The sequence below is a fragment of the Streptomyces muensis genome (genome assembly GCF_021474425.1).
In the GTDB taxonomy this organism is placed as follows: Bacteria; Actinomycetota; Actinomycetes; order Streptomycetales; family Streptomycetaceae; genus Streptomyces; species Streptomyces muensis.
Map to the genome: position 1 here is coordinate 1 of NZ_JAKEIP010000107.1, position 21,154 is coordinate 21,154.

Here is a 21,154-nt window from a genome sequence, read left to right on the forward strand (position 1 = left end):
GGCACCCCCAGGATCCCCGGCCCGCGCGCGGCCGGAGGCCCCCGTTCCGCCGACGACGTCCACCGTCAGATCAAGGGCTTCACCTCCACCGGCGCGGTCTCCCCCGGCGAGGCGGTCGACTTCCACATCACCGTCGACCCGCCCCAGGAGTTCGCCGTCGACATCTACCGCATCGGCCACTACGGCGGTGACGGCGCCGCGAAGATCACCACCAGCCCCCGCCTCTCCGGCATCGTCCAGCCACCCCCGCTCACCGCCGACCGCACGGTCTCCTGCCACCACTGGTGGCTGTCCTGGCGCCTGCAGATCCCCTCGTACTGGACCATCGGCGCCTACGTGGCCGTCCTCACCACCGCCGACGGCTACCGCTCCCACATCCCCTTCACGGTCCGCGACAACCACCCCGCCGACCTGCTCCTGCTCCTGCCCGACGTCACCTGGCAGGCGTACAACCTCTACCCCGAGGACGGCCGCACCGGCGCCAGCCTCTACCACGCCTGGGACGACGACGGCCGCCTCCTCGGCGAGAACGACGCCGCCACGACCGTCTCCTTCGACCGCCCCTACGCGGGCGCGGGCCTCCCGCTGCACGTCGGCCACGCCTACGACTTCATCCGCTGGGCCGAGCGCTACGGCTACGACATCGCCTACGCCGACGCCCGCGACCTGCACGGCGGCCATGTCGACCCCACCCGTTACCGCGGCCTGGTCTTCCCGGGCCACGACGAGTACTGGTCGTCGAACATGCGCCGCACGGTCGAGCTAGCTCGCGAGAACGGCACCTCCTTGGTCTTCCTCTCCGCCAACTCCATGTACTGGCAGGTCGAGTTGGGCCCGTCCCCGTCCGGCGTCCCCGACCGCCTGATGACCTGCCGCAAGCGCCGCGGCCCGGGCCGCCCGGTGCTCTGGCGCGAGATCGACCGCCCCGAGCAGGAGGTGATCGGCATCCAGTACGCGGGCCAGGTCCCCGAGCCCCACCCCCTGATCGTCCGCAACGCCGACCACTGGCTGTGGGAGGCGACCGGCGCCCACGAGGGCGACGAGATCGAGGGCCTGGTCGCGGGCGAGGCCGACCGTTACTTCCCGCGCACCCCGCTCCCGGACCACGAGGAACGCATCCTGCTCGCGCACTCCCCGTACCCGGACAAGGAGGGCGCCCTCCGCCACCAGGAGACGTCCCTCTACCGAGCCCCCTCCGGCGCCCTGGTCTTCGCCTCCGGCACCTTCGCCTGGTCCCCGGCACTGGACCGCCCGGGCCACGTCGACGCCCGCGTCCAGCGCGCCACGGCCAACCTCCTGGACCGCATCTGCAAACGTGACTGAGCTCACCCAGAGCACCTCCAGAGGACCTTCAGAGCACCCCCCACCGCACCCCAGAGCACCCCCAGTCCAAGGTCAGCGGCCCATACGGGACAATCGACGCTGTTGGACAGAACCACGGGGAGGAACCGTGTCCGGATTCGTAGAAAAGCCCGAGCCGATCCAGGTTCCGGGCCTGGTGCACCTGCACACCGGCAAGGTGCGCGAGCTGTACCAGAACGAGGCGGGCGACCTCGTGATGGTCGCCAGCGACCGTATGTCCGCCTACGACTGGGTGCTGCCGACCGAGATCCCCGACAAGGGCCGCATCCTCACGCAGCTCTCCCTGTGGTGGTTCGACCAGCTCGCCGACCTGGTCCCCAACCACGTCCTGAGCACCGAGGTCCCCGCCGGCGCCCCCGCCGACTGGGCGGGCCGCACCCTCGTCTGCAAGTCGCTGCAGATGGTCCCGGTGGAGGCGGTGGCCCGCGGCTACCTCACCGGCTCCGGTCTGGTCGAGTACAACGACTCCCGCACCGTCTGCGGCCTCGCCCTCCCCGAGGGCCTGGTCGACGGATCGGAGCTCCCCGCCCCGATCTTCACCCCGGCCACCAAGGCCGCCGTCGGCGAGCACGACGAGAACGTCTCCTACGAGGAGGTCGCCCGCCAGGTCGGCGCCGACACCGCCGCGCGGCTGCGCCAGGCGACCCTCGCCGTCTACGCCCGCGGCCGGGACATCGCCCGCGAGCGCGGCATCATCCTCGCGGACACCAAGTTCGAGTTCGGCTTCGAGGGGGAGACCCTGGTGATCGCCGACGAGGTCCTCACCCCGGACTCCTCCCGCTTCTGGCCGGCCGACCAGTGGCAGCCGGGCCGCGCGCAGCCGTCGTACGACAAGCAGTTCGTCCGCGACTGGCTGACCTCACCGGCCTCCGGCTGGGACCGCAAGAGCGAGCAGCCCCCGCCGCCGCTGCCGCAGGAGGTCGTGGACGCGACCCGGGCGAAGTACGTGGAGGCCTACGAGCGCCTGACCGGCACGAGCTGGAGCTAGCAGCACGAAAAGACCCCGGTCCAAGGGACCGGGGTCTTCATCTGGAGCGGACGACGAGGCTCGAACTCGCGACCTCAACCTTGGCAAGGTTGCGCTCTACCAACTGAGCTACGTCCGCAGTGCGCCGTGGCGCGAGAGCAACTATACCCAACCCCGCTGCCGCGCGAGCCGCACCGCCGCGTGCCGGTTCTCCGCCCCGAGCTTCGAGACGGCCGAGGACAGATAGTTCCGCACGGTCCCCTGCGACAGCGCGGCGCGCTCCGCGATCTCCGCGACGGGCGCCCCGTCGGCGGCGAGTTCCAGCACCTCGGCCTCCCGCGCGGTCAGCGGCGAGTCCCCGGCGGCGATGGCGTCGGCGGCCAACTCCGGGTCGACGTAGCGGTTTCCGGCGTGCACGGTACGGATGATCTCGGCGAGGCGTTGCGCGCTGACGGTCTTCGGGACGAACCCGCGCACACCCGCCTCAAGGGCCCGCTTCAGATGTCCGGGCCGCCCGTGGCTGGTCACGATCAGCACCCGGCAGCCGGGCAGTTCGGCCCGCAGGGATGTGGCGACCTTCACACCGTCCGCCCCGGGCATCTGAAGATCCAGTACGGCGACGTCGGGTTCGTGGGCCCGTGCCATCGACAGCGCCTCCGGCCCGCTGGCCGCCTCGGCGACGATCACGAGGTCGTCCTCCAAGGACAGCAGCGTGGCCAGCGCGCCCCGGATCAGATGCTCGTCGTCGGCGAGCAACAGCCGCACGGGCCCGGTGGTGCGGCCGCTCATACGACGGCCTCCCGCACGCCCGCTCCCGCCAGCGGCACCTCCGCCACCAGCCGGAACACCCCCTCCCGGGCGCGGCCGGCCTCCAGAGTGCCGTCCACCGCGGCCAGCCGCTCCCGCAGCCCCGCGAGCCCGGAGCCGCCAGGTCTGCCCGAGTCCCCGCTCCCGCCGGAGCCGGTACCCGCCTCGGCGGCCCCGGCAGCCCCGTCGTTCTCCACCGTCAACACCACGCGCCCTTCCCTCACCCGCACCCCGACCGCACACCGCTCGGCGTCCCCGTGCCGCAGCACATTGGTCGTCGCCTCCCGCACCACCCAGGCCAGCGCCGACTGCACCTCGGCGGGCAGCCCGGCCGCCTCGCCGGTCACCTCGCACTCGATCCCGGCCGCGGCCAACACCCCCTGGGCACCGGCGAGTTCGACCCCCAGGTCGGCCTCCCGGTACCCCCGTACGACATCCCGCACCTCGCGCTGCGACTCCTGCGCGATCCGCTGCACCTCGATCATCTGCTCCACGGCCTCGGGCCGCCCCCGCCGCGCCAGCTGCACGGCGAGTTCGCTCTTCAACGCGATCACCGCGAGATTCCGCCCCATCACGTCATGCAGATCCCGCCCGAACCGCAGCCGCTCCTCGGCCACGGCGAGCCGCGCGCGGGTCTCGCGGGCCTCGTCGAGTTCGTAGACGGAGTTGAGGAGCCAGACGGAGAAGACGGCGCTGAAGGCCATGAACCCGCCGCCGGCCAGTACGGCCAGCACGCTGAGCAGGGCGGCGGGGCCAGGCACCCCCAGCGGGAAGCCCACCAGTCCCGCGCCCGCAGCGAAGCCCCCGACGATCGCGTAGACGCGCCGCCGGCTGCGCACCCCGAGCGCGACGATGCCCGCCCCGTAGATCAGTACGACTCCGAAGAGCCCGCCCGCGGCGGAGTCGACGGAGTCGCCTCGCGGACCGTGCTCGGAGACGACGAGGGCCGTGACCGCGACCGCGGTGGTGACGGCGCCGAGCGTCCACAGCAGGCGTACGGGCTGCTCACGGCGACCCCGCACCCAGTCCAGCGCCCGCGACACCGTCAGGGCACTGATCGCCGCGTGCGCACACACCATGAGCATCAGCCAGCCGGCCAGCTCGGGCCCGAGCGCGCCGAAGAGGGACGGTCCCACCGCCAGTACCTCGATCACCGCGAAGGCGTGGAACGACCCCCGGGTGTAGGTCTCGACCTTCGCCGGCGTGCTCTTGCGCCGCCACCATCCCCCCGCCTCGGGCATGTCCGCGCTCCCCTACCTCAACGCCGCGGTTCCCAGCGGAACCACCGCCGTACAGCAAACACGCCCAGGACCGTCCAGGCCAGCGCGACGGCCCCGGCGCCCAGCGCCTCGGACGCCGGCAGCTCCCCGGTCCAGCCGCCGCGCACGAGGGTGAGCACCGGGGTCAGCGGCAGCAGTTCGCACACCGACGCCACCCGGTCGGGAAGGATCTCCAGGGGCACGAACATCCCGGAGAAGATCATGGAGAGGAACACCACGGGCAGCGTCGTGACCTGCGCGCTCTCGACGCTCCGGGTGAAGGACGCGGTCACCGCGGCGAGCGAGACGCACAGCAGGAACCCCAGCAGCAGACCCAGCACGGCGAGATGGGGAGCGCGGGGCGCGCCCACGTCGAGCAGCACGGCGCAGCCGGCCACCAGCACCACGCACTGCGCGAGCCCCGTGGCCACGGCCGGCAGCGCGGCCCCGGCGAGGATCTCGTTGTCCCGCAGCTCGCCGGTGCGCAGCCGCTTGAGGACGAGTTCCTCGCGCCGGGCGGTGTAGACGCTGACGAGCGTCACATACACGGCGTAGAGCAGGGAGAAGCCGATGGAGGCGGGCAGCAGGACCTCGCCGAGGGTGAGGCCCGCCTCGGCCAGGTCCATCTGCTTGGCCGCCTCCCGCGCGCTGAAGGGCAGGATCAGCGGCACGAACAGCGCCGCGAACAGCGTGCCCCTGCTGCGCCCGAGCAAGGTCAGCTCGGCCCGGGCCAGCGCCGCCATGCGCCCCACCGGGGCGGTCGTCGCCGTACTCATGCCGCGTACTCCTTCGTCCTCGTCCCGACGCCTTCCGCCGCTTCCCGTGCGATCCCCAGGAACGCCTCCTCCAGCGACGCCGACCGCACATCCAGCCGCCCCAGCTCCACGGCAGCGCCTTCGGCCCACACCAGCAGCCGGGTCGCGGTCCGCTGCAGCTCGTGCGTGCGCAGCCGTACGACCCGCCCGTCGACCTCGTGCCCGCACACGCCCATGTCGTCGAGCGGCGGCAGGTCGCCCACGAAGTAGCCCAGGGGCAGCTCGAAGGAGATCCGCGACGGCTGGGCCGCGGTCACCTCGGCCGGGGTGCCGGCCGCCGCGATCCGCCCCTCGTGCAGGATCGCCAGCCGCTCGGCGAGGTCCTCGGCCTCCTCCAGGTAGTGCGTGGTCAGCAGTACGGTCGTGCCGGCGTCCCGCAGCCGTCGCACCAACTCCCAGGTGTCCCGGCGCCCTTCGGCGTCGAGCCCGGTCGTCGGCTCGTCCAGGAACAGCACCTCGGGGTCCCCGAGCAGCGCGAGCGCCAGGTCCAGCCGCCGCCGTTCCCCGCCGGACAGCTGCTTCACCCGTACCCCGGTCTTCCCGGCGAGACCGACGAGCTCCAGCGCCTCCAGCGGCGGCCGCGCCCCGCTCACGCACCCGGCCCACATCCGCGCGGTCTCGGCGACGGTCAGCTCGGACGGAAAGCCGCCCTCCTGCAGCATCACCCCGGTCCGCGGCCGTACGGCGGCGCGCTCGGCGTAGGGATCGTGCCCGAGCACCCGTACCCGTCCTCCGGCGGGCCGGGCGAGCCCTTCCAGCAGTTCGACGGTGGAGGTCTTGCCGGCGCCGTTGGTGCCGAGCAGCGCGAAGATCTCCCCGCGGTTCACGGAGAAGCTGATTCCGCGCACCGCTTCGAACCCGCCCCCGTACACACGCCGCAGGTCGGTGACCTCAATCACGTGTTCGTGTTCGTTTCCGTTCATGGTTCCAGCGTCCCGGCGAAACAAGGCCGGCAGCAGTGCGCGCTGTCACCACTCCGCATGACAAATGTCAGACGGTGGTTCGGGCACGAAAAAACCCCGGTCCAGAGGACCGGGGTCTTCACTCAAGAGCGGACGACGAGGCTCGAACTCGCGACCTCAACCTTGGCAAGGTTGCGCTCTACCAACTGAGCTACGTCCGCATTGCCTCCGACCGGCTCTCACCGATCGGCGCGAGCACCAGCCTACCTGATCCACATCAGTGGTCGGTACGGCGGTGCAGAGCGGGTGACAGGAATTGCACACTGCGCCTTCCCCCTGGAAGGGGGATGTTCTACTACTGAACTACACCCGCATGCTCGGCGAGCTGGACTTTTCTGCCCCGCCCGGCGGCGTGCTCCAGACATTAGCTGATCAGCAGGGGGGTAGCGCAAGTCGGTTGTCGCACCGGCCCAAGTCGGCTGTCCTCAAGGCCTGCTGACGGCCCTGAGGACATACCCCGGGCTCGCGTCACCGCGCCGAGGCGAACGCCTCGTAGACCTTCTTGGGGATGCGGCCGCGGGCCGGCACCTCCATCTTGTTGGCCTGGGCCCAGGCCCGGACGGCCGCCGGGTCCGGGGCGACCTCGGTCTGCTTGTACGCCTTGCCTGACTTCGCCCGCTTGCGGCCGGCTTCCACGTAGGGCGCGAGCGCCTTACGCAGTTTCTTGGCATTGGCTTCATTCAGGTCGATCTCGTACGACTTGCCGTCGAGTCCGAAGGCGATCGTTTCCGCCGCTTCTGAGCCGTCGATGTCGTCAAAGAGAGTGACCACGACCTTCTGCGCCACGAATATCGGTCCCTTCGTCCGGCACCTCATGCAGCTCAGCTGCGACGACGTGCCGAGTCTCGGCTATTTGCCAATTCATTTGTACAGTGCCCGGCAATGCAATGTGAAGCCCGACTAAATCTGTCCGCGTGTCCCGAGCGCAATAGCTATCCGGGACTGATCGGGGATCTTTCCCGTAACTTTTCGTGAACACCCCTGTCCGATACCGGATCGTGATGGCCATCACGTAGCTTCCTACAACTCTACTCGCGTAGAAATTTTGTGCGGGTAGTCTGAAGGAACCTGCTCAGCACCACACACCGGGAGTGCCAGTGGCACGCGTCGTAGTCGACGTCATGCTCAAGCCGGAGATCCTCGACCCCCAGGGCCAGGCGGTGCAGCGCGCACTGCCGCGGCTGGGTTTCGAAGGCATCTCCGACGTACGTCAGGGAAAGCGTTTCGAACTGGAAGTTGACGGGCCGGTCGACGACGCCGCGCTCGCCCGCATCCATGATCTTGCGGAATCTTTCCTCGCCAACACCGTGATCGAGGACTTCACCGTCAAGGTGGAAGAAGTCGCGGAGGCCGCGAAGTGACCGCTCGTATTGGCGTCGTCACTTTCCCGGGGAGTCTCGACGACCGGGACACCCAGCGCGCGATCCGCCTCGCGGGCGCCGAACCGGTCGCCCTCTGGCACAAGGACAAGGACCTCAAGCAGGTCGACGCCGTGGTGCTGCCCGGCGGTTTCTCCTACGGCGACTATCTGCGGGCCGGCGCCATCTCCCGCTTCTCGCCGGTGATGGAGACGGTCATCGAGCAGGCGAAGGCGGGCCTTCCGGTCCTCGGTATCTGCAACGGCTTCCAGGTCCTCACCGAGGCCCACCTCCTCCCCGGCGGAATGCTCGGCAACGACCACCTGCACTTCATCTGCCGCGACCAGAAGCTGCGGGTGGAGAACGCCGACACGGCCTGGACCAGCGACTACAGCGCCGGCCAGGAGATCCACATCCCGCTGAAGAACATGGACGGCCGCTATGTGGCCGACCAGTACACGCTGGACAAGCTGGAGGCCGAGGGGCGGGTCGCGTTCCGCTACCTCGACTTCAACCCCAACGGCTCGCTCAACGACATCGCCGGCATCACCAACGAGGCCGGCAACGTCGTAGGCCTGATGCCGCACCCGGAGCACGCCGTCGAGCCCCTCATCGGGTCGGGCCGCACCGACGGCCTCCCCTTCTTCACCTCGATCCTCAAGAAGCTGGTCAACGTATGAGCCGGACGCCTCTGGACACGGTCGAGCACGCGGCCGCGACCCCCGACGTCGAGCTGCCCTGGGCCGAACTCGGTCTGAAGAAGGACGAGTACGAGCGGGTCGTGGAGATCCTCGGCCGCCGGCCCACCGGTGCCGAACTCGCCATGTACTCCGTCATGTGGTCCGAGCACTGCTCGTACAAGAGCAGCAAGGTGCACCTGCGCCAGTTCGGCGAGAAGGCCCCCGAGTCCGAAGCGATGCTCGTCGGCATCGGCGAGAACGCCGGTGTCGTCGACGTCGGCCAGGGCTACGCCGTGACCTTCAAGGTCGAGTCGCACAACCACCCGTCGTACGTCGAGCCCTACCAGGGCGCGGCCACCGGCGTCGGCGGCATCGTCCGCGACATCATCGCGATGGGCGCCCGGCCGGTCGCGGTCGTGGACCCGCTGCGCTTCGGCGCCGCCGACCACCCCGACACCAAGCGGGTGCTCCCCGGTGTCGTCGCCGGCATCGGCGGCTACGGCAATTGCCTGGGTCTGCCCAACATCGGTGGCGAGGTCGTCTTCGACTCCTGCTACCAGGGCAACCCGCTGGTCAACGCCGGTGCCATCGGTGTGATGCGGCACGAGGACATCCACCTCGCGAAGGCGTCCGGCGCGGGCAACAAGGTCATCCTGTACGGGGCCCGGACCGGCGGCGACGGCATCGGTGGCGCGTCGATCCTCGCCTCCGAGACCTTCGACGACGCCAAGCCGTCGAAGCGTCCGGCCGTCCAGGTCGGTGACCCCTTCCAGGAGAAGCTCCTCATCGAGTGCACCCTGGAGGCGTTCGCCGAGAAGCTGGTCGTCGGCATCCAGGACCTCGGCGCGGCGGGCCTGTCCTGCGCCACGTCCGAGCTGGCGTCGAACGGCTCCGGTGGCATGCGCGTCACCCTGGACGACGTACCCCTGCGTGACTCCACGCTCTCGCCCGAGGAGATCCTCATGAGCGAGTCGCAGGAACGCATGTGCGCGGTCGTCGAGCCGGAGAAGGTCGACCGGTTCCTGGAGATCTGCGAGAAGTGGGACGTCATCGCCACCGTCATCGGTGAGGTCACCGACGGCGACCGCCTGGAGATCTACTGGCACGGCGGCAAGATCGTCGACGTCGACCCGCGCACGGTGGCGCACGAGGGCCCGGTCTACGAGCGCCCGTACGCCCGCCCGTCCTGGCAGGACGAGCTCCAGGCCGACGACGCGAACAAGCTGCCCCGGCCCGCGACTTCGGACGAGCTGAAGGACCAGGTCCTGAAGCTGGTCGGCTCCCCGAACCAGGCCTCCAAGAAGTGGATCACCTCGCAGTACGACCACTTCGTGCAGGGCAACACGGTGCTGGCCCAGCCGGAGGACTCCGGCATGATCCGCATCGACGAGGAGACCGGTCTCGGCGTCGCCATCGCGACGGACGGCAACGGCCGGTACGCCAAGCTCGACCCGTACCACGGCGCCCAGCTGGCGCTGGCGGAGGCGTACCGCAACGTCGCCACCACCGGTGCCAAGCCGCTCGCCGTCTCCGACTGCCTGAACTTCGGCTCGCCCGAGGACCCGGCCGTGATGTGGCAGTTCGCCGAGGCCGTGCGCGGTCTGGCGGACGCCTGTCAGCAGCTCGGCACCCCGGTGACCGGCGGCAACGTCTCGCTCTACAACCAGACGGGCGAGGTGGCCATCCATCCGACGCCGGTCGTGGCCGTCCTCGGCGTCATCGACGACGTGGCCCGGCGCACGCCGGTCGCCTTCCAGGAGGACGGGCAGCTGCTCTACCTCCTCGGCGACACGCGTGAGGAGTTCAGCGGCTCGGCCTGGTCCCAGGTCGTCCACGACCACCTCGGCGGCCTGCCCCCGCAGGTGGACCTGGAGCGCGAGCGGCTGCTCGCCGAGATCCTGATCTCCGCCTCCCGCGACGGCATGATCGACTCCGCGCACGACCTGTCCGACGGCGGTCTGATCCAGGCGGTCGTCGAGTCGGCGCTGCTCGGCGGGAAGGGCGCGCGTCTGGTCGTGCCGGACGGGCTCGACGCCTTCACCCTGCTCTTCTCCGAGTCGGCCGGCCGCGCGATCGTGGCGGTCCCGCGCTCCGAGGAGGTCCGCTTCAACGACATGTGCGGCGCCCGGGGCCTGCCGGCCACCCGCATCGGTGTCGTGGACGGTGACTCCGTCGAGCTCCAGGGCGAGTTCGCGGTGTCCCTGGAGGACCTGCGCAAGGCCCACGAGGAGACCATCCCGGCGCTGCTCGCCTGAGCTCCGCACCCCGAAGCCCCCGTCCGGTCCGCCGGGCGGGGGCTTCGTCGTGCTGCCAAGGCCCGGCAACCGGTTGCACGTAATTACGTAGTTCCGTAATATCGAGGCGTGGAACTCGAACAACGCGTCGCCGACCTCGAACGGCGGCTGGCAGCGCTGGAGAACGCACAGCGCACCGCACCCCGCCTCGGCGAAGGCGACTTCTGGGCCCTGCAGGGGTTCAAGGAGCAGTTGGCCGAGCTGGAAGCCGCCGACGGAGGTGTGCTGTTCACCGGTGCCGTACGGCTGCCGACCGGGGAGCAGTACGAGTGGCAGCACGGCGCGCTGACCGGGGGCCTGCTGGACGACGACTGGACCGAGTCCGCCGAGTCGTTCGCCGCCCTCGGCCACCCGGTCCGGCTGCGGCTGCTGCGCGAGGTCGTCGGCGGCCGGCGCACCGCGGCCGAACTCGCCGAGCTGGACGAGATCGGCACGACCGGCCAGATCTACCACCACCTGCGCCAACTGACCGGCGCCGGCTGGCTGCACACGACCGGCCGGGGCCGTTACGAGGTGCCGCCGGGGCGGGTCGTACCGCTGCTGGTGGCGCTGTCGGCCGCCCGCCCGTGACGCACACAGGGCACGAGCGAAGAAGACCTGAGCAAGGGGGAACGATGTCCGCACGCAAACTGGCCACCCTCACCTACCGGGGGCTGCAACTGGCCTTTCTCGCCCTGGTGATCGCGCACTTCGCACTGGACCTCGGCTATCCGTGGTGGTGGAACTTCCTGCCGATCGTCCTGGCCTACGCCCTGGTCATCGTGGTCAACCGCTGGGGCGGCACCCCGGACAGCCCCCGGGCGGCCCGGGAACCCGTCGAGGTCGCCCCGCCCGTCACCGGCCGCTGGACCGCGCTCAACAGCCCGGCCGACCGCACACCGAGCCACGGCACACACGCGTACGGCCAGACGTTCGCCATCGACGTCGTCGCCGAACCCGAGCCGGGCGCCCGCCCCGGGGTCAGCGGGCTGTGGCCGATCGCCCGCCGCAACAGCGCCTTCCCCGCCTACGGCGCCCCGCTCCTCGCGGTCGCCGACGCCACCGTCGTACGGGCCTCGGACAGCCAGCGCGACCACCTGAGCCGCACCTCGCCGCTCGCCCTGCTGTACCTGATGCTCGTGGAGGCGTCCGTGCGTGACCTGCTCGGCGTCAAGCGGATCGTCGGCAACCACGTCGTCCTCGACCTCGGCGACGGCACTCACGCGCTCTACGCCCACCTGAAGCGCGGCTCGCTCACCGTCCGCGAGGGCGACCGGGTGACCGCCGGACAGCCGCTGGCCCGCTGCGGGAACTCGGGCAACTCCACCGAACCCCACCTCCACTTCCAGCTGATGGACGGCCCCGACCCGGACAGCGCCCGAGGCGTCCCCTTCACCTGGCGCGGCATCGGCGTCCCCCGCAACCACGAGGCGTTCGAGGCACCGACCACGACGGCGCAGCCCGCATAGGCTGCCCCCCATGCCCCCGGCCAAGAAGCGCACCCGCACCTACGACCCCGTCAAGATCCGCAGCGCGATCCTCGCGCAGTTCGGAAACGTACGGCGGGCCGTACGCACCCTCACCCCCGAGCAACTCGCGCTTCCCACCCGCCTGGAGGGCTGGACCGTACGGGATCTCGCCGCGCACGTGACCATGGCTGTGGAGACCGTCAGCCGCAACCTCGACCGTGAGGCGCCGGCGAAGGCAGAGCTCGCCCTCCTGGACTGGCCGTTCGCCACCGCCGCCCGTGCCGGTGACATCGCCGACGGTACCCGCGACCTCGCCGCCGCCAGCCCTGACCTGGACGCCCTCTACGCCCGCACCGAGGACCGCCTCACGCAGCGGCTCGCGAACGCGTCCGGCGACCGGGTCCTCGCCGCCCGCACCGGCGCGATGACCCTCGCCGACTACCTCGTCACCCGCACCGTGGAACTGGTCGTCCACACCGACGACCTCAACGCCGCCGTCCCCGGCCTGGACATCCCGTACGACCGCCAGGCCCTCGCCGCCTGCACCCGTCTGCTCGCCGACGCGCTCGCCGCGAAGGCACCCGGCGGTTCGACCGAGGTGCGGATCCCGCCGTATGCCGTGGTGCAGTGCGTCGAGGGGCCGAGGCACACCCGGGGCACCCCGCCCAACGTCGTCGAGACCGACTCGCTGACCTGGATCCGGCTCGCGACCGGGCGGCTGACCTGGCGGGACGCGGTGGAGGGCGCCGAGGTGAGCGCGAGCGGGGAGCGGGCGGACCTTGGCGGGCTGCTGCCGCTCATGGGGTGACACCCGGGCCGTTCATGAGGCATCACCCGGAGATCACCCGTTGGCCCCGGCAAGCGGAACCCGCGGAACCAGTCCCGCGCCCCTCCCGTCCCACCGGCATGAACACACTCGGCACCCTCGGCAAGGACAAGCAGCGACTGGCCGCCCTCGCCACGCTGGCCCTCCTCCCGCTCGCCGCGGCCTGCGGCAGCGAGGACGCGGGCAGCGACTCGGTCGGCTCCGGAGCCTCGGCCGCCGTCTCCGGCGCCTACTGGGCCGTCGACGAGGTCACCGTCGACGGGAAGAAGAGCGCCGCCCCGGCCGACGCCTATCTGCGGATCGCAGACGGCGGCGAGGTCAAGGGCAACCTCGGCTGCAACAAGTTCGGAGCCGACGCCGCCTTCACCGACAGCCAGGTCAGCTTCGACAAGGTGCAGGCGACCGAGATGGCCTGTGAGGGCGTCTCCCCTGACTTCGAGACGACCCTCGCCCGCACCCTCTCCGACGGCGAGCTCACCACCGAGGTCGAGGGCGACAAGCTCACCCTCACCACGGCCGACGGCGACCGCGTCACCCTCAGCAAGGAGGAGGCCGCACCGCTCAAGGGCACGAAGTGGAACATCACCAGCCCGGACGCCGACGGCAAGGCGTACCTCACCTTCGACGCCAAAACCGGACAGGTCAGCGGCAGCCTCGGCTGCAACAAAGTGAAGGCCGAGGCAACGGTCCGCGACGGCAGTATCACGCTCGGCACCGCGTCCACCACCCGAATGATGTGCGACACCTCACTCATGAATACGGAGAAGACCCTCCTGGGCCTCTTCGACAGCACCGTGAAGTACGGACTCGACCACCGCAACCTCACTCTGACCAGCACAAACGGCGAACGCGTGAACGCGACAGCCGCCGAGTGATCCTTTACGGTCGCGTATCCCCAATTCGGACCAGTGGTCGATCTCGCCTACACTCGGAGCCGTGCCACGTGGTGACGGTCGACTCAATCACGATCTACTTCCCGGCGAGAAAGGCCCCCAGGACGCGTGTGGCGTCTTCGGTGTCTGGGCTCCGGGTGAAGAGGTCGCAAAGCTCACGTACTTCGGGCTCTACGCCCTCCAGCATCGGGGCCAGGAATCCGCGGGAATCGCGGTCAGCAACGGCTCCCAGATCCTCGTCTTCAAGGACATGGGCCTCGTCTCCCAGGTCTTCGACGAGACCTCTCTCGGTTCGCTCCAGGGTCATATCGCGGTCGGACACGCCCGCTACTCGACCACCGGCGCCTCCGTGTGGGAGAACGCCCAGCCGACGTTCCGTGCCACCGCGCACGGTTCCATCGCGCTCGGCCACAACGGCAACCTGGTCAACACCGCCCAGCTCGCCGAGATGGTCGCCGACCTCCCCAAGCAGGAGGGCGGCCGCACCCCGCGCGTCGCGGCCACCAACGACACCGACCTGCTGACCGCGCTGCTCGCGGCCCAGGTCGACGAGGACGGCAAGCCGCTGACCATCGAGGAGGCCGCCCACCAGGTCCTCCCGCAGGTCAAGGGCGCCTTCAGCCTCGTCTTCATGGACGAGCACACCCTCTACGCCGCCCGTGACCCGCAGGGCATCCGCCCGCTGGTCCTGGGCCGCCTGGAGCGCGGCTGGGTCGCCGCGTCCGAGTCCGCCGCGCTCGACATCTGCGGCGCGAGCTTCGTCCGCGAGATCGAGCCGGGCGAGTTCGTCGCCATCGACGAGAACGGTCTGCGCAGCTCCCGATTCGCGGAAGCGAAGCCCAAGGGCTGTGTCTTCGAGTACGTGTACCTGGCCCGCCCGGACACCGACATCGCCGGCCGGAACGTGTACCTCTCCCGCGTGGAGATGGGCCGCAAGCTCGCCAAGGAAGCCCCGGTCGAGGCCGACCTGGTCATAGCGACCCCGGAGTCCGGCACCCCGGCCGCGATCGGCTACGCGGAGGCCAGCGGCATCCCGTTCGGCGCGGGTCTGGTGAAGAACGCGTACGTCGGACGTACGTTCATCCAGCCCTCGCAGACGATCCGCCAGCTCGGCATCCGTCTGAAGCTGAACCCGCTGAAGGAAGTCATCAAGGGCAAGCGCCTGGTCGTCGTCGACGACTCGATCGTGCGCGGCAACACCCAGCGCGCCCTGGTCCGCATGCTCCGCGAGGCGGGCGCGGCGGAGGTCCACATCCGGATCTCCTCGCCGCCCGTGAAGTGGCCCTGCTTCTTCGGCATCGACTTTGCCACCCGCGCCGAGCTGATCGCCAACGGCATGTCGATCGAGGAGATCGGCACCTCGCTGGGCGCCGACTCGCTGGCGTACATCTCCATCGACGGCATGATCGAGGCGACCACCATCGCCAAGCCGAACCTCTGCCGCGCCTGCTTCGACGGCGAGTACCCGATGGAGCTCCCCGACCCCGAGCTGCTCGGCAAGCAGCTCCTGGAGACGGAGCTGGCCGCCGGCCCGGCCGCCACGGCCGCCGCCGACGCGATCCGCCGCCCGTAGCGGGCCCGTGCTGTGTTTTTTTGAACAACGCCTGCCGTACGACACGAAGGTTCTCTACTGCCATGTCTGAGACAACTGGTGCCAGCTACGCAGCCGCGGGCGTCGACATCGAAGCGGGCGACCGCGCGGTCGAGCTGATGAAGGAGTGGGTGAAGAAGACCCAGCGTCCCGAGGTCCTCGGCGGCCTCGGCGGATTCGCCGGCCTCTTCGACGCCTCCGCCCTCAAGCGCTACGAGCGCCCCCTGCTCGCCTCCGCCACCGACGGCGTCGGCACCAAGGTCGACATCGCGCGCCAGCTGGGCGTCTACGACACCATCGGCCACGACCTGGTCGCCATGGTCATGGACGACATCGTGGTGTGCGGCGCCGAGCCGCTGTTCATGACCGACTACATCTGCGTCGGCAAGGTCCACCCCGAGCGCGTCGCCGCCATCGTCAAGGGCATCGCCGAGGGCTGTGTCCTCGCCGGCTGCGCCCTGGTCGGCGGCGAGACGGCCGAGCACCCGGGTCTGCTGGGCGAGGACGACTTCGACGTCGCCGGTGCCGGCACGGGTGTCGTGGAGGCCGACCGGCTGCTGGGCCCGGATCGCATCCGTAAGGGTGACGCGGTGATCGCCATGGCGGCGTCCGGCCTTCACTCCAACGGGTACTCGCTGGTCCGCCACGTCCTGCTGAACCAGGCCGGCCTCGCCCTGGACACCCGGATCGACGAGCTCGGCCGCACCCTCGGCGAGGAGCTGCTGGAGCCGACGAAGATCTACTCGCTGGACTGTCTGGCGCTCACCCGCACCACGGACGTCCACGCCTACAGCCATGTCACGGGTGGCGGTCTGGCCGCCAACCTGGCCCGGGTGATCCCGGACGGCCTGCACGCGATCGTCGACCGCACCACCTGGACCCCGGCCCCGATCTTCGACCTCGTCGGCAAGACGGGTCAGGTCGAGCGCCTGGAGCTGGAGAAGACCCTGAACATGGGCGTCGGCATGATCGCGATCGTGCCCGAGGACTCCACGGACGCGGCCCTGGCGACGCTGGCCGACCGCGGAGTGGACGCCTGGGTGGCGGGCGAGATCACCGACCGCGGCGACCATGAGACGGGCGCGGCCCTGGTCGGCGACTACGCCAGCTGAAGCCCCGCAGGCAGCACAGAACCCGGTCGGTGACCGAGGTCACCGACCGGGTGAGTGCTCAATGCAAGGTTCAAGCCCCGCGACGTTGCTGTGAGGAATCGTCGTCCTCGTCCTCGTCGTCGTCCTCATAGAGGTCGGCGTAACGGGAGTACAGGTCGTCGTCATCCTGCTCATCGTCCTCGAACGGCTCGCCATTCGGCGACTGGTTCGACGGCGATGCGCCCAGCTCTTCAGCCAGGCGTGAGAGATCCGTCCCACCGCTGTTGTACTTCAGCTGGCGGGCGACCTTCGTCTGCTTGGCCTTGGCCCGGCCGCGCCCCATGGCTCGACCCCCTCAACGACGGGGCTCGACGGCCCCAGAGTCTGACACGCGTTCATGATCCGGAACGGACTCTCCGTGGAGAGGCCGGTCCGTAGGGCTTCCACGGTACCTGAGCCCGCGCCCATACGGTACGTCGCCCGCAGCACGCGCGTGTGCACAGGACCTTCGAGGTGCCCTGTCCTCGCTGGTCAACCGCGATTTTAACCACTTATTGGCGGTCGACCCGCCGGTAGAAGTGAGAGTTCTCTCCAACTGCCCACCGGCGGGTACCGGCCAAACCCCTGTTTGGGGTGATCTTCAGCCGGACGGCGCCCCCGGATCAGTGCGCCCCGCGTGCCTCCGCCATCCGCTGCTCGGCGATCCGGTCGGCCGCGGCGGCCGGCGGAATCCCGTCCGTCTTCGCACGTGCGAATATGGCCAGCGTGGTGTCGTAGATCTTCGCGGCCTTCGCCTTGCACCGGTCGAAGTCGAAGCCGTGCAGCTCGTCGGCGACCTGGATGACACCGCCGGCGTTCACCACGTAGTCGGGCGCGTAGAGGATGCCCCGGTCGGCGAGGTCCTTCTCGACGCCCGGGTGTTCGAGCTGGTTGTTGGCGGCACCGCAGACGATCTTCGCGGTCAGCGCGGGCACGGTGTCGTCGTTCAGGGCCCCGCCGAGCGCGCAGGGGGCGTAGATGTCCAGGCCCTCGACGCGGATCAGGGTCGCGGTGTCGGCGACGGCCGTCACGCCGTCCGGGTGCGCCGCGAGGATCCGGCCCACGGCCTCCTCGCGCACGTCCGTGATGACGACCTCGGCGCCCTCCGCGCGCAGGTGCTCCACCAGGTGGTGGCCGACCTTGCCGACGCCGGCGATGCCGACCTTGCGGCCGCGCAGCGAGGGGTCGCCCCACAGGTGCTGGGCGGAGGCCCGCATGCCCTGGTAGACGCCGTAGGCGGTGAGCACGGAGGAGTCGCCCGCGCCGCCGTTCTCGGGGGAGCGCCCGGTGGTCCAGCGGCACTCGCGCGCCACGACGTCCATGTCGGCGACGTACGTACCGACGTCGCAGGCGGTGACGTAGCGGCCGCCCAGCGAGGCCACGAACCGGCCGTAGGCGAGCAGCAGCTCCTCGGTCTTGATCTTCTCCGGGTCCCCGATGATCACGGCCTTGCCGCCGCCGTGATCGAGTCCGGCCATGGCGTTCTTGTACGACATCCCGCGCGCGAGGTTCAGCGCGTCGGCGACGGCCTCGTCCTCGGTGGCGTACGGGTAGAAGCGCGTACCGCCGAGGGCGGGGCCCAGGGCGGTGGAGTGGATGGCGATGACGGCCTTGAGGCCGCTGGCGCGGTCCTGGCAGAGCACGACCTGCTCATGTCCGCCCTGGTCCGAGTGGAACAGGGTGTGCAGGACGCCGTGTGTTACGTCGGTCACTGTGGTGACTCCTGAGTACTGGCGGCGATCGGAGCTGGCTCCCGTACGGGTGGCGGGGGCTGTGAGCATGAGATTAGACCCGTCGGCACCCGTCCATCCCGCAGTGCTCAGGATCACCTACTCGCGGAGTATGGCCGTGCGACGATTTGCATAGATTTCCCGCCCGTTTGTGAGCGGGTTCCGCGGGTTTTCCTGGCAGACGGCGGGGGAGAGAGCAGGCGTGCCCAAGGTGTCCTCGGTGATCGTCCCGTACGCGACCTATCTGCGCGTGTACGAGCCACTGGCCGCCTTCCCGGAACCGGAACGCGACCACTGGGCCCGCTACGCCCGCCGCCCCGACCGTCCCTCGTACCAGGACGAACTGCGCCGCTCCCTGGCCGACTTGCTGCCCACCCCGCCCATCCCGGTGCCGGTCCACGAGAGCGGCGACGCCTTCGTGACCGAGGTCGACGGGGTCGTGTGCGTGTGCCCGTGGCGGACCCGGCTGCGCGGCTGGCAGGCGCTGGGGGAGCTGGGCGACGAGCTGCCCAAGCCGGTCCTGGACGCGGTGCTGCCGGAGGTCGTACGGCGTCAGGCGGCCCAGGACTACGAGCGCTGGCTGGCCCGCAACCCGGACGCCCGGCCGTGGATCCGCACCTCGACCTGGCAGGTGCCGCTGCACTGGTTCGTGCTGGTGTCGGACGAGGAGCGGCGGTTCGACAAGGGCTCGGGCGAGATCCCGCCGATGCTGCGCTACCGCACGCCCATGGTGCAGGCACGGCGGCGTGTGGCGCGGGCCCTGCGGACCCTGAAGGACGCGATCGACGAGGGGCCGCTCATCGACGGCCTGCTGGACGTGGGGCGCTGGCTGGAGGAGTTCCACCCGCGGTCCCTGGTCGAGCTGGACTACGGCGGTCTGGTGCACACCCTGCCCGCCGGCGAGCTGGAGGACGACCACTCGGCCGCCGATGTGACCCACGGCATCGACGCGCTCAGACGGGGCGACGGGGCGGCCGCAGGGGAGGCCTACGGGCGGCTGGTGGAGCGGTGGCGGTCGGTACGGGACCGGCGTTCGGCGAACTGAGCCGAGCCTGTGTGATCCAGGACACGGCAGCTCGTGTGACCCAAGGCACGCTGACCCGTGTGATCTGACGCACTGTGTGACGTAACGAACTGGCGTTTGACGAGACGCCCGATTTGGGGTTTCGTGCTCGCTCTGAGGTTCCTGATGTCTCGTCAACAAGGGACGTAGGACTCGATACGGGCGTATGCATCAACCATGCTGCAACGCGCGTAAGCGTGACGGACCGCACGTACGCGGCTCTTGCGCCCCTAACCCCTCCTCGTGCCAAAATAGGACAAGGAGTCCGGGGAGGACTCTCTCTCGACATTGCACGCTTTGGGGGGTCTTGGGACTCCTGCACGCCACTGTGACTGATCGTCACAGTGGCGTGACTGTCCGCTATGGCATGGTCCATCGGCTTCCGTCGCTGATGAACACCTGGGAGGGCAATTCCATCGGTTTGGCCGACGCGGCTGGACAGATGGTGTAGTTGTAGTGCCGAGGACAAGCCGTTCGTCCTATAACCGACTCGACTCGCGTCCGCCATTTCGGGCAACGCGGGTCAAGGTGCAGAATTTAGAGGAAAGAACCGAGAAGGTTCGGTTCTCCCGAGGAGGCCGCTCATGACCGCTCGCACCCCTGATGCCGAGCCGCTGCTGACCCCGGCTGAGGTCGCCACCATGTTCCGTGTGGACCCGAAGACGGTCACGCGGTGGGCGAAGGCCGGGAAGCTTACTTCCATCCGTACGCTCGGCGGACACCGCCGTTACCGCGAGGCTGAGGTCCGCGCACTGCTCGCGGGCATCCCGCAGCAGCGCAGCGAAGCCTGAACAACTCCATAACCGGGCAAAACGGCAGTTCCCCCAACTTGCCGCGGCGCCCGAACCCTAGCTCCAAGCGACGCGGGTTCTGCCCCAACAGAGCCCACGCCCGAGCCGTCAGAGCTCTTCAGGCACGCAACATGGGTGCGTCGTGGATCGCGCTGGACTCCGCCGAGTCCAGCGCGATCTTTTTTGTGCGCGGGATGTGTGCCGACCGGCCGTCTGTGCGTGGCCTTGTCGGAGTCTGGGGAGGGCTGTCGGATCTCCTGTGCACCCGCCCTGGAGCGTCACGGAGCGTGTGCCGGAGGATGCCTAGAAGCTGGTGCAATTGCACATATTAAATTGACCAGTTGTAGGCGGGGTGTAAGTTCCGCGCTTCCGGAAACTCATGCGGTGACACCCGTCACAGCGCGCGGTGCTTGTTGGGTGTGGCCTCTGTGCGCTAGAGGGGGTCTGCGTGTGCCAGCGGCCCATGCCAGGACGGGAGTTGACGTTGGTCCGGGGCGGACGAGTCACGCTGTGGACGGGGCCTCCTCCGCGACGACCTCCCCGACTGCCTCCTCGGGGACCGGAGCGGCCTTAGGGGCGCTGCGCGGGGCGGAGTCCATCGCCAGTCGCAACAGGCGGTGGCAGATCGGGCAGTGGCGCGTGAGATGTCGATAGGAGGTGGCGGCCGCCAGGTGCGCGCGGAGCAGGGCCCGCGTCTCGTGCCTAGTCGATGCCGCCATACGCCACCTCCAAGGGGGGCCACGCCGGAAGGGCCCTGATTTCTGGGTACCGAGCGAATGTGACGCCGTCAAGGTGCCGGGGCGTCGTGGTGGCCGTCCCCGGGGGCCTGCGGCCCCCAGACCCCCGCTTCGGCCCGAAGGGCCTCGTCCTCAAACGCCGGACGGGCTGGAGGGTGCGGGCCGGCGGGCCTGACTCTTCGCTGCGGTCCTGACGGGATTTGCTGTGTCCGATTGCGGCTGCGCCGCGGGCGCGGCCTCCACCTTGACAGGGTGGTGAGGGGGCGTGCGGGTGGGACACGAATAAGGCCCGCCACCCTCTACCGGGTACGGGCCTCACTCTTCACTGCGGTCCTGACGGGATTTGAACCCGCGGCCTCCACCTTGACAGGGTGGCGAGCACTCCAAACTGCTCCACAGGACCAGGTTTCGCGGCGCTGATCGTGCGTTGCGCTGCGAGAA

General features: G+C 69.9%; 21 protein-coding genes and 4 tRNA genes. 13 read left to right on the forward strand and 12 right to left on the reverse strand.

From position 1 onward, the window contains the following. A partial coding sequence (locus L0P92_RS23885; protein WP_234764903.1) for a N,N-dimethylformamidase beta subunit family domain-containing protein occupies nt 1–1,323 on the forward strand: 1,323 nt, incomplete at its 5' end. A gap of 127 nt (nt 1,324–1,450) precedes the next feature. Beyond that, entirely contained in the window at nt 1,451–2,350 is a 900-nt protein-coding gene (locus L0P92_RS23890) for a phosphoribosylaminoimidazolesuccinocarboxamide synthase (protein ID WP_234764904.1), read from the forward strand. Between the two features lie 42 nt (nt 2,351–2,392). Here L0P92_RS23890 and L0P92_RS23895 read toward each other — a convergent pair. The 8 genes from L0P92_RS23895 to L0P92_RS23930 form a co-directional block, all read right to left on the reverse strand. After that, nucleotides 2,393–2,468, reverse strand: a tRNA-Gly gene (locus L0P92_RS23895). A 23-nt stretch (nt 2,469–2,491) separates the two neighbouring features. Continuing rightward, nucleotides 2,492–3,118: a response regulator transcription factor gene (locus L0P92_RS23900; RefSeq protein ID WP_234764905.1), complete on the reverse strand. Its 627-nt coding sequence runs from the start codon at nt 3,116–3,118 to the stop codon at nt 2,492–2,494. Beyond that, entirely contained in the window at nt 3,115–4,377 is a 1,263-nt protein-coding gene (locus tag L0P92_RS23905) for a sensor histidine kinase (RefSeq protein ID WP_234764906.1), read from the reverse strand. The genes L0P92_RS23900 and L0P92_RS23905 overlap by 4 nt, the downstream gene beginning before the upstream one ends. A gap of 17 nt (nt 4,378–4,394) precedes the next feature. Then, nucleotides 4,395–5,171, reverse strand: a complete 777-nt coding sequence (locus tag L0P92_RS23910; RefSeq protein WP_234764907.1) for an ABC transporter permease — start codon at nt 5,169–5,171, stop codon at nt 4,395–4,397. Beyond that, the gene (locus L0P92_RS23915; protein ID WP_234764908.1) at nt 5,168–6,133 is read right to left on the reverse strand and encodes an ABC transporter ATP-binding protein; all 966 of its coding nucleotides are present in this window, start codon (nt 6,131–6,133) and stop codon (nt 5,168–5,170) included. The genes L0P92_RS23910 and L0P92_RS23915 overlap by 4 nt, the downstream gene beginning before the upstream one ends. Before the next feature lie 127 nt (nt 6,134–6,260). Next, a tRNA-Gly gene (locus L0P92_RS23920) sits at nt 6,261–6,333 on the reverse strand. 80 nt (nt 6,334–6,413) lie between these two features. Continuing rightward, nucleotides 6,414–6,485, reverse strand: a tRNA-Gly gene (locus L0P92_RS23925). Nucleotides 6,486–6,640: 155 nt separating this feature from the next. Then, complete coding sequence (locus L0P92_RS23930) at nt 6,641–6,958, reverse strand: histone-like nucleoid-structuring protein Lsr2 (RefSeq protein WP_234764910.1); 318 nt, start codon at nt 6,956–6,958, stop codon at nt 6,641–6,643. A gap of 311 nt (nt 6,959–7,269) precedes the next feature. Between L0P92_RS23930 and purS the strand changes: the two genes are divergently transcribed. The 9 genes from purS (at nt 7,270) to purM (ending at nt 16,374) form a co-directional block, all read left to right on the forward strand. After that, nucleotides 7,270–7,533, forward strand: a complete 264-nt coding sequence (purS, locus tag L0P92_RS23935) for a phosphoribosylformylglycinamidine synthase subunit PurS (RefSeq protein WP_019982969.1) — start codon at nt 7,270–7,272, stop codon at nt 7,531–7,533. Then, the gene (purQ, locus tag L0P92_RS23940) at nt 7,530–8,210 is read left to right on the forward strand and encodes a phosphoribosylformylglycinamidine synthase subunit PurQ (protein WP_234764911.1); all 681 of its coding nucleotides are present in this window, start codon (nt 7,530–7,532) and stop codon (nt 8,208–8,210) included. Before purS ends, purQ begins: the two co-directional genes overlap by 4 nt. Beyond that, nucleotides 8,207–10,465 carry a phosphoribosylformylglycinamidine synthase subunit PurL gene (gene purL / locus L0P92_RS23945; protein ID WP_234764912.1) on the forward strand — a complete coding sequence of 753 codons (2,259 nt, stop codon included), beginning with the start codon at nt 8,207–8,209 and terminating at the stop codon, nt 10,463–10,465. Before purQ ends, purL begins: the two co-directional genes overlap by 4 nt. 108 nt (nt 10,466–10,573) lie before the next feature. Continuing rightward, nucleotides 10,574–11,074, forward strand: coding sequence for an ArsR/SmtB family transcription factor (locus L0P92_RS23950; protein ID WP_234764913.1), 501 nt, complete (start codon nt 10,574–10,576; stop codon nt 11,072–11,074). A gap of 44 nt (nt 11,075–11,118) precedes the next feature. Further along, complete coding sequence (locus L0P92_RS23955; protein WP_234764914.1) at nt 11,119–11,952, forward strand: M23 family metallopeptidase; 834 nt, start codon at nt 11,119–11,121, stop codon at nt 11,950–11,952. Nucleotides 11,953–11,962: 10 nt separating this feature from the next. After that, nucleotides 11,963–12,760, forward strand: a complete 798-nt coding sequence (locus L0P92_RS23960) for a maleylpyruvate isomerase family mycothiol-dependent enzyme (RefSeq protein ID WP_234764915.1) — start codon at nt 11,963–11,965, stop codon at nt 12,758–12,760. A 98-nt stretch (nt 12,761–12,858) separates the two neighbouring features. After that, complete coding sequence (locus L0P92_RS23965) at nt 12,859–13,653, forward strand: META domain-containing protein (protein WP_234764916.1); 795 nt, start codon at nt 12,859–12,861, stop codon at nt 13,651–13,653. Nucleotides 13,654–13,714: 61 nt separating this feature from the next. Next, nucleotides 13,715–15,244 carry an amidophosphoribosyltransferase gene (gene purF, locus L0P92_RS23970; RefSeq protein WP_234764917.1) on the forward strand — a complete coding sequence of 510 codons (1,530 nt, stop codon included), beginning with the start codon at nt 13,715–13,717 and terminating at the stop codon, nt 15,242–15,244. A gap of 62 nt (nt 15,245–15,306) precedes the next feature. Continuing rightward, nucleotides 15,307–16,374, forward strand: coding sequence for a phosphoribosylformylglycinamidine cyclo-ligase (gene purM / locus L0P92_RS23975; protein WP_234764918.1), 1,068 nt, complete (start codon nt 15,307–15,309; stop codon nt 16,372–16,374). A gap of 70 nt (nt 16,375–16,444) precedes the next feature. On the opposite strand, the gene L0P92_RS23980 is transcribed toward purM, so the two are convergent. Continuing rightward, nucleotides 16,445–16,696, reverse strand: coding sequence for a DUF3073 domain-containing protein (locus tag L0P92_RS23980; RefSeq protein ID WP_217208815.1), 252 nt, complete (start codon nt 16,694–16,696; stop codon nt 16,445–16,447). 319 nt (nt 16,697–17,015) lie between these two features. After that, on the reverse strand, nt 17,016–18,104 hold the full coding sequence (locus L0P92_RS23985) for a Leu/Phe/Val dehydrogenase (protein WP_234764919.1): 1,089 nt from the start codon (nt 18,102–18,104) through the stop codon (nt 17,016–17,018). Nucleotides 18,105–18,324: 220 nt separating this feature from the next. On the opposite strand from L0P92_RS23985, the gene L0P92_RS23990 reads away from it, so the two are divergent. Then, nucleotides 18,325–19,167 carry a DUF8083 family protein gene (locus L0P92_RS23990; protein WP_234764920.1) on the forward strand — a complete coding sequence of 281 codons (843 nt, stop codon included), beginning with the start codon at nt 18,325–18,327 and terminating at the stop codon, nt 19,165–19,167. A 602-nt stretch (nt 19,168–19,769) separates the two neighbouring features. Continuing rightward, on the forward strand, nt 19,770–19,976 hold the full coding sequence (bldC, locus tag L0P92_RS23995) for a developmental transcriptional regulator BldC (protein ID WP_003949541.1): 207 nt from the start codon (nt 19,770–19,772) through the stop codon (nt 19,974–19,976). A gap of 503 nt (nt 19,977–20,479) precedes the next feature. Here the strand turns inward: bldC and L0P92_RS24000 are convergent. Continuing rightward, nucleotides 20,480–20,695, reverse strand: a complete 216-nt coding sequence (locus L0P92_RS24000) for a DUF6274 family protein (protein WP_234764921.1) — start codon at nt 20,693–20,695, stop codon at nt 20,480–20,482. A gap of 346 nt (nt 20,696–21,041) precedes the next feature. Next, nucleotides 21,042–21,116 (reverse strand) — tRNA-Asp (locus tag L0P92_RS24005). Nucleotides 21,117–21,154 lie beyond the last annotated feature (38 nt).

Excerpts from the sequence above, each read along its gene's own strand:
- L0P92_RS23900 (WP_234764905.1), bottom strand. The coding sequence starts at position 3,118 with ATGAGCGGCCGCACCACCGGGCCCGTGCGGCTGTTGCTCGCCGACGAC.
- L0P92_RS23905 (WP_234764906.1), bottom strand. The coding sequence starts at position 4,377 with ATGCCCGAGGCGGGGGGATGGTGGCGGCGCAAGAGCACGCCGGCGAAG.
- L0P92_RS23910 (WP_234764907.1), bottom strand. The coding sequence starts at position 5,171 with ATGAGTACGGCGACGACCGCCCCGGTGGGGCGCATGGCGGCGCTGGCC.
- L0P92_RS23915 (WP_234764908.1), bottom strand. The coding sequence starts at position 6,133 with ATGAACGGAAACGAACACGAACACGTGATTGAGGTCACCGACCTGCGG.
- purL (WP_234764912.1), top strand. The coding sequence starts at position 8,207 with ATGAGCCGGACGCCTCTGGACACGGTCGAGCACGCGGCCGCGACCCCC.
- L0P92_RS23955 (WP_234764914.1), top strand. The coding sequence starts at position 11,119 with ATGTCCGCACGCAAACTGGCCACCCTCACCTACCGGGGGCTGCAACTG.
- L0P92_RS23960 (WP_234764915.1), top strand. The coding sequence starts at position 11,963 with ATGCCCCCGGCCAAGAAGCGCACCCGCACCTACGACCCCGTCAAGATC.
- L0P92_RS23965 (WP_234764916.1), top strand. The coding sequence starts at position 12,859 with ATGAACACACTCGGCACCCTCGGCAAGGACAAGCAGCGACTGGCCGCC.
- purM (WP_234764918.1), top strand. The coding sequence starts at position 15,307 with ATGTCTGAGACAACTGGTGCCAGCTACGCAGCCGCGGGCGTCGACATC.
- L0P92_RS23980 (WP_217208815.1), bottom strand. The coding sequence starts at position 16,696 with ATGGGGCGCGGCCGGGCCAAGGCCAAGCAGACGAAGGTCGCCCGCCAG.
- bldC (WP_003949541.1), top strand. The coding sequence starts at position 19,770 with ATGACCGCTCGCACCCCTGATGCCGAGCCGCTGCTGACCCCGGCTGAG.
- L0P92_RS24000 (WP_234764921.1), bottom strand. The coding sequence starts at position 20,695 with ATGGCGGCATCGACTAGGCACGAGACGCGGGCCCTGCTCCGCGCGCAC.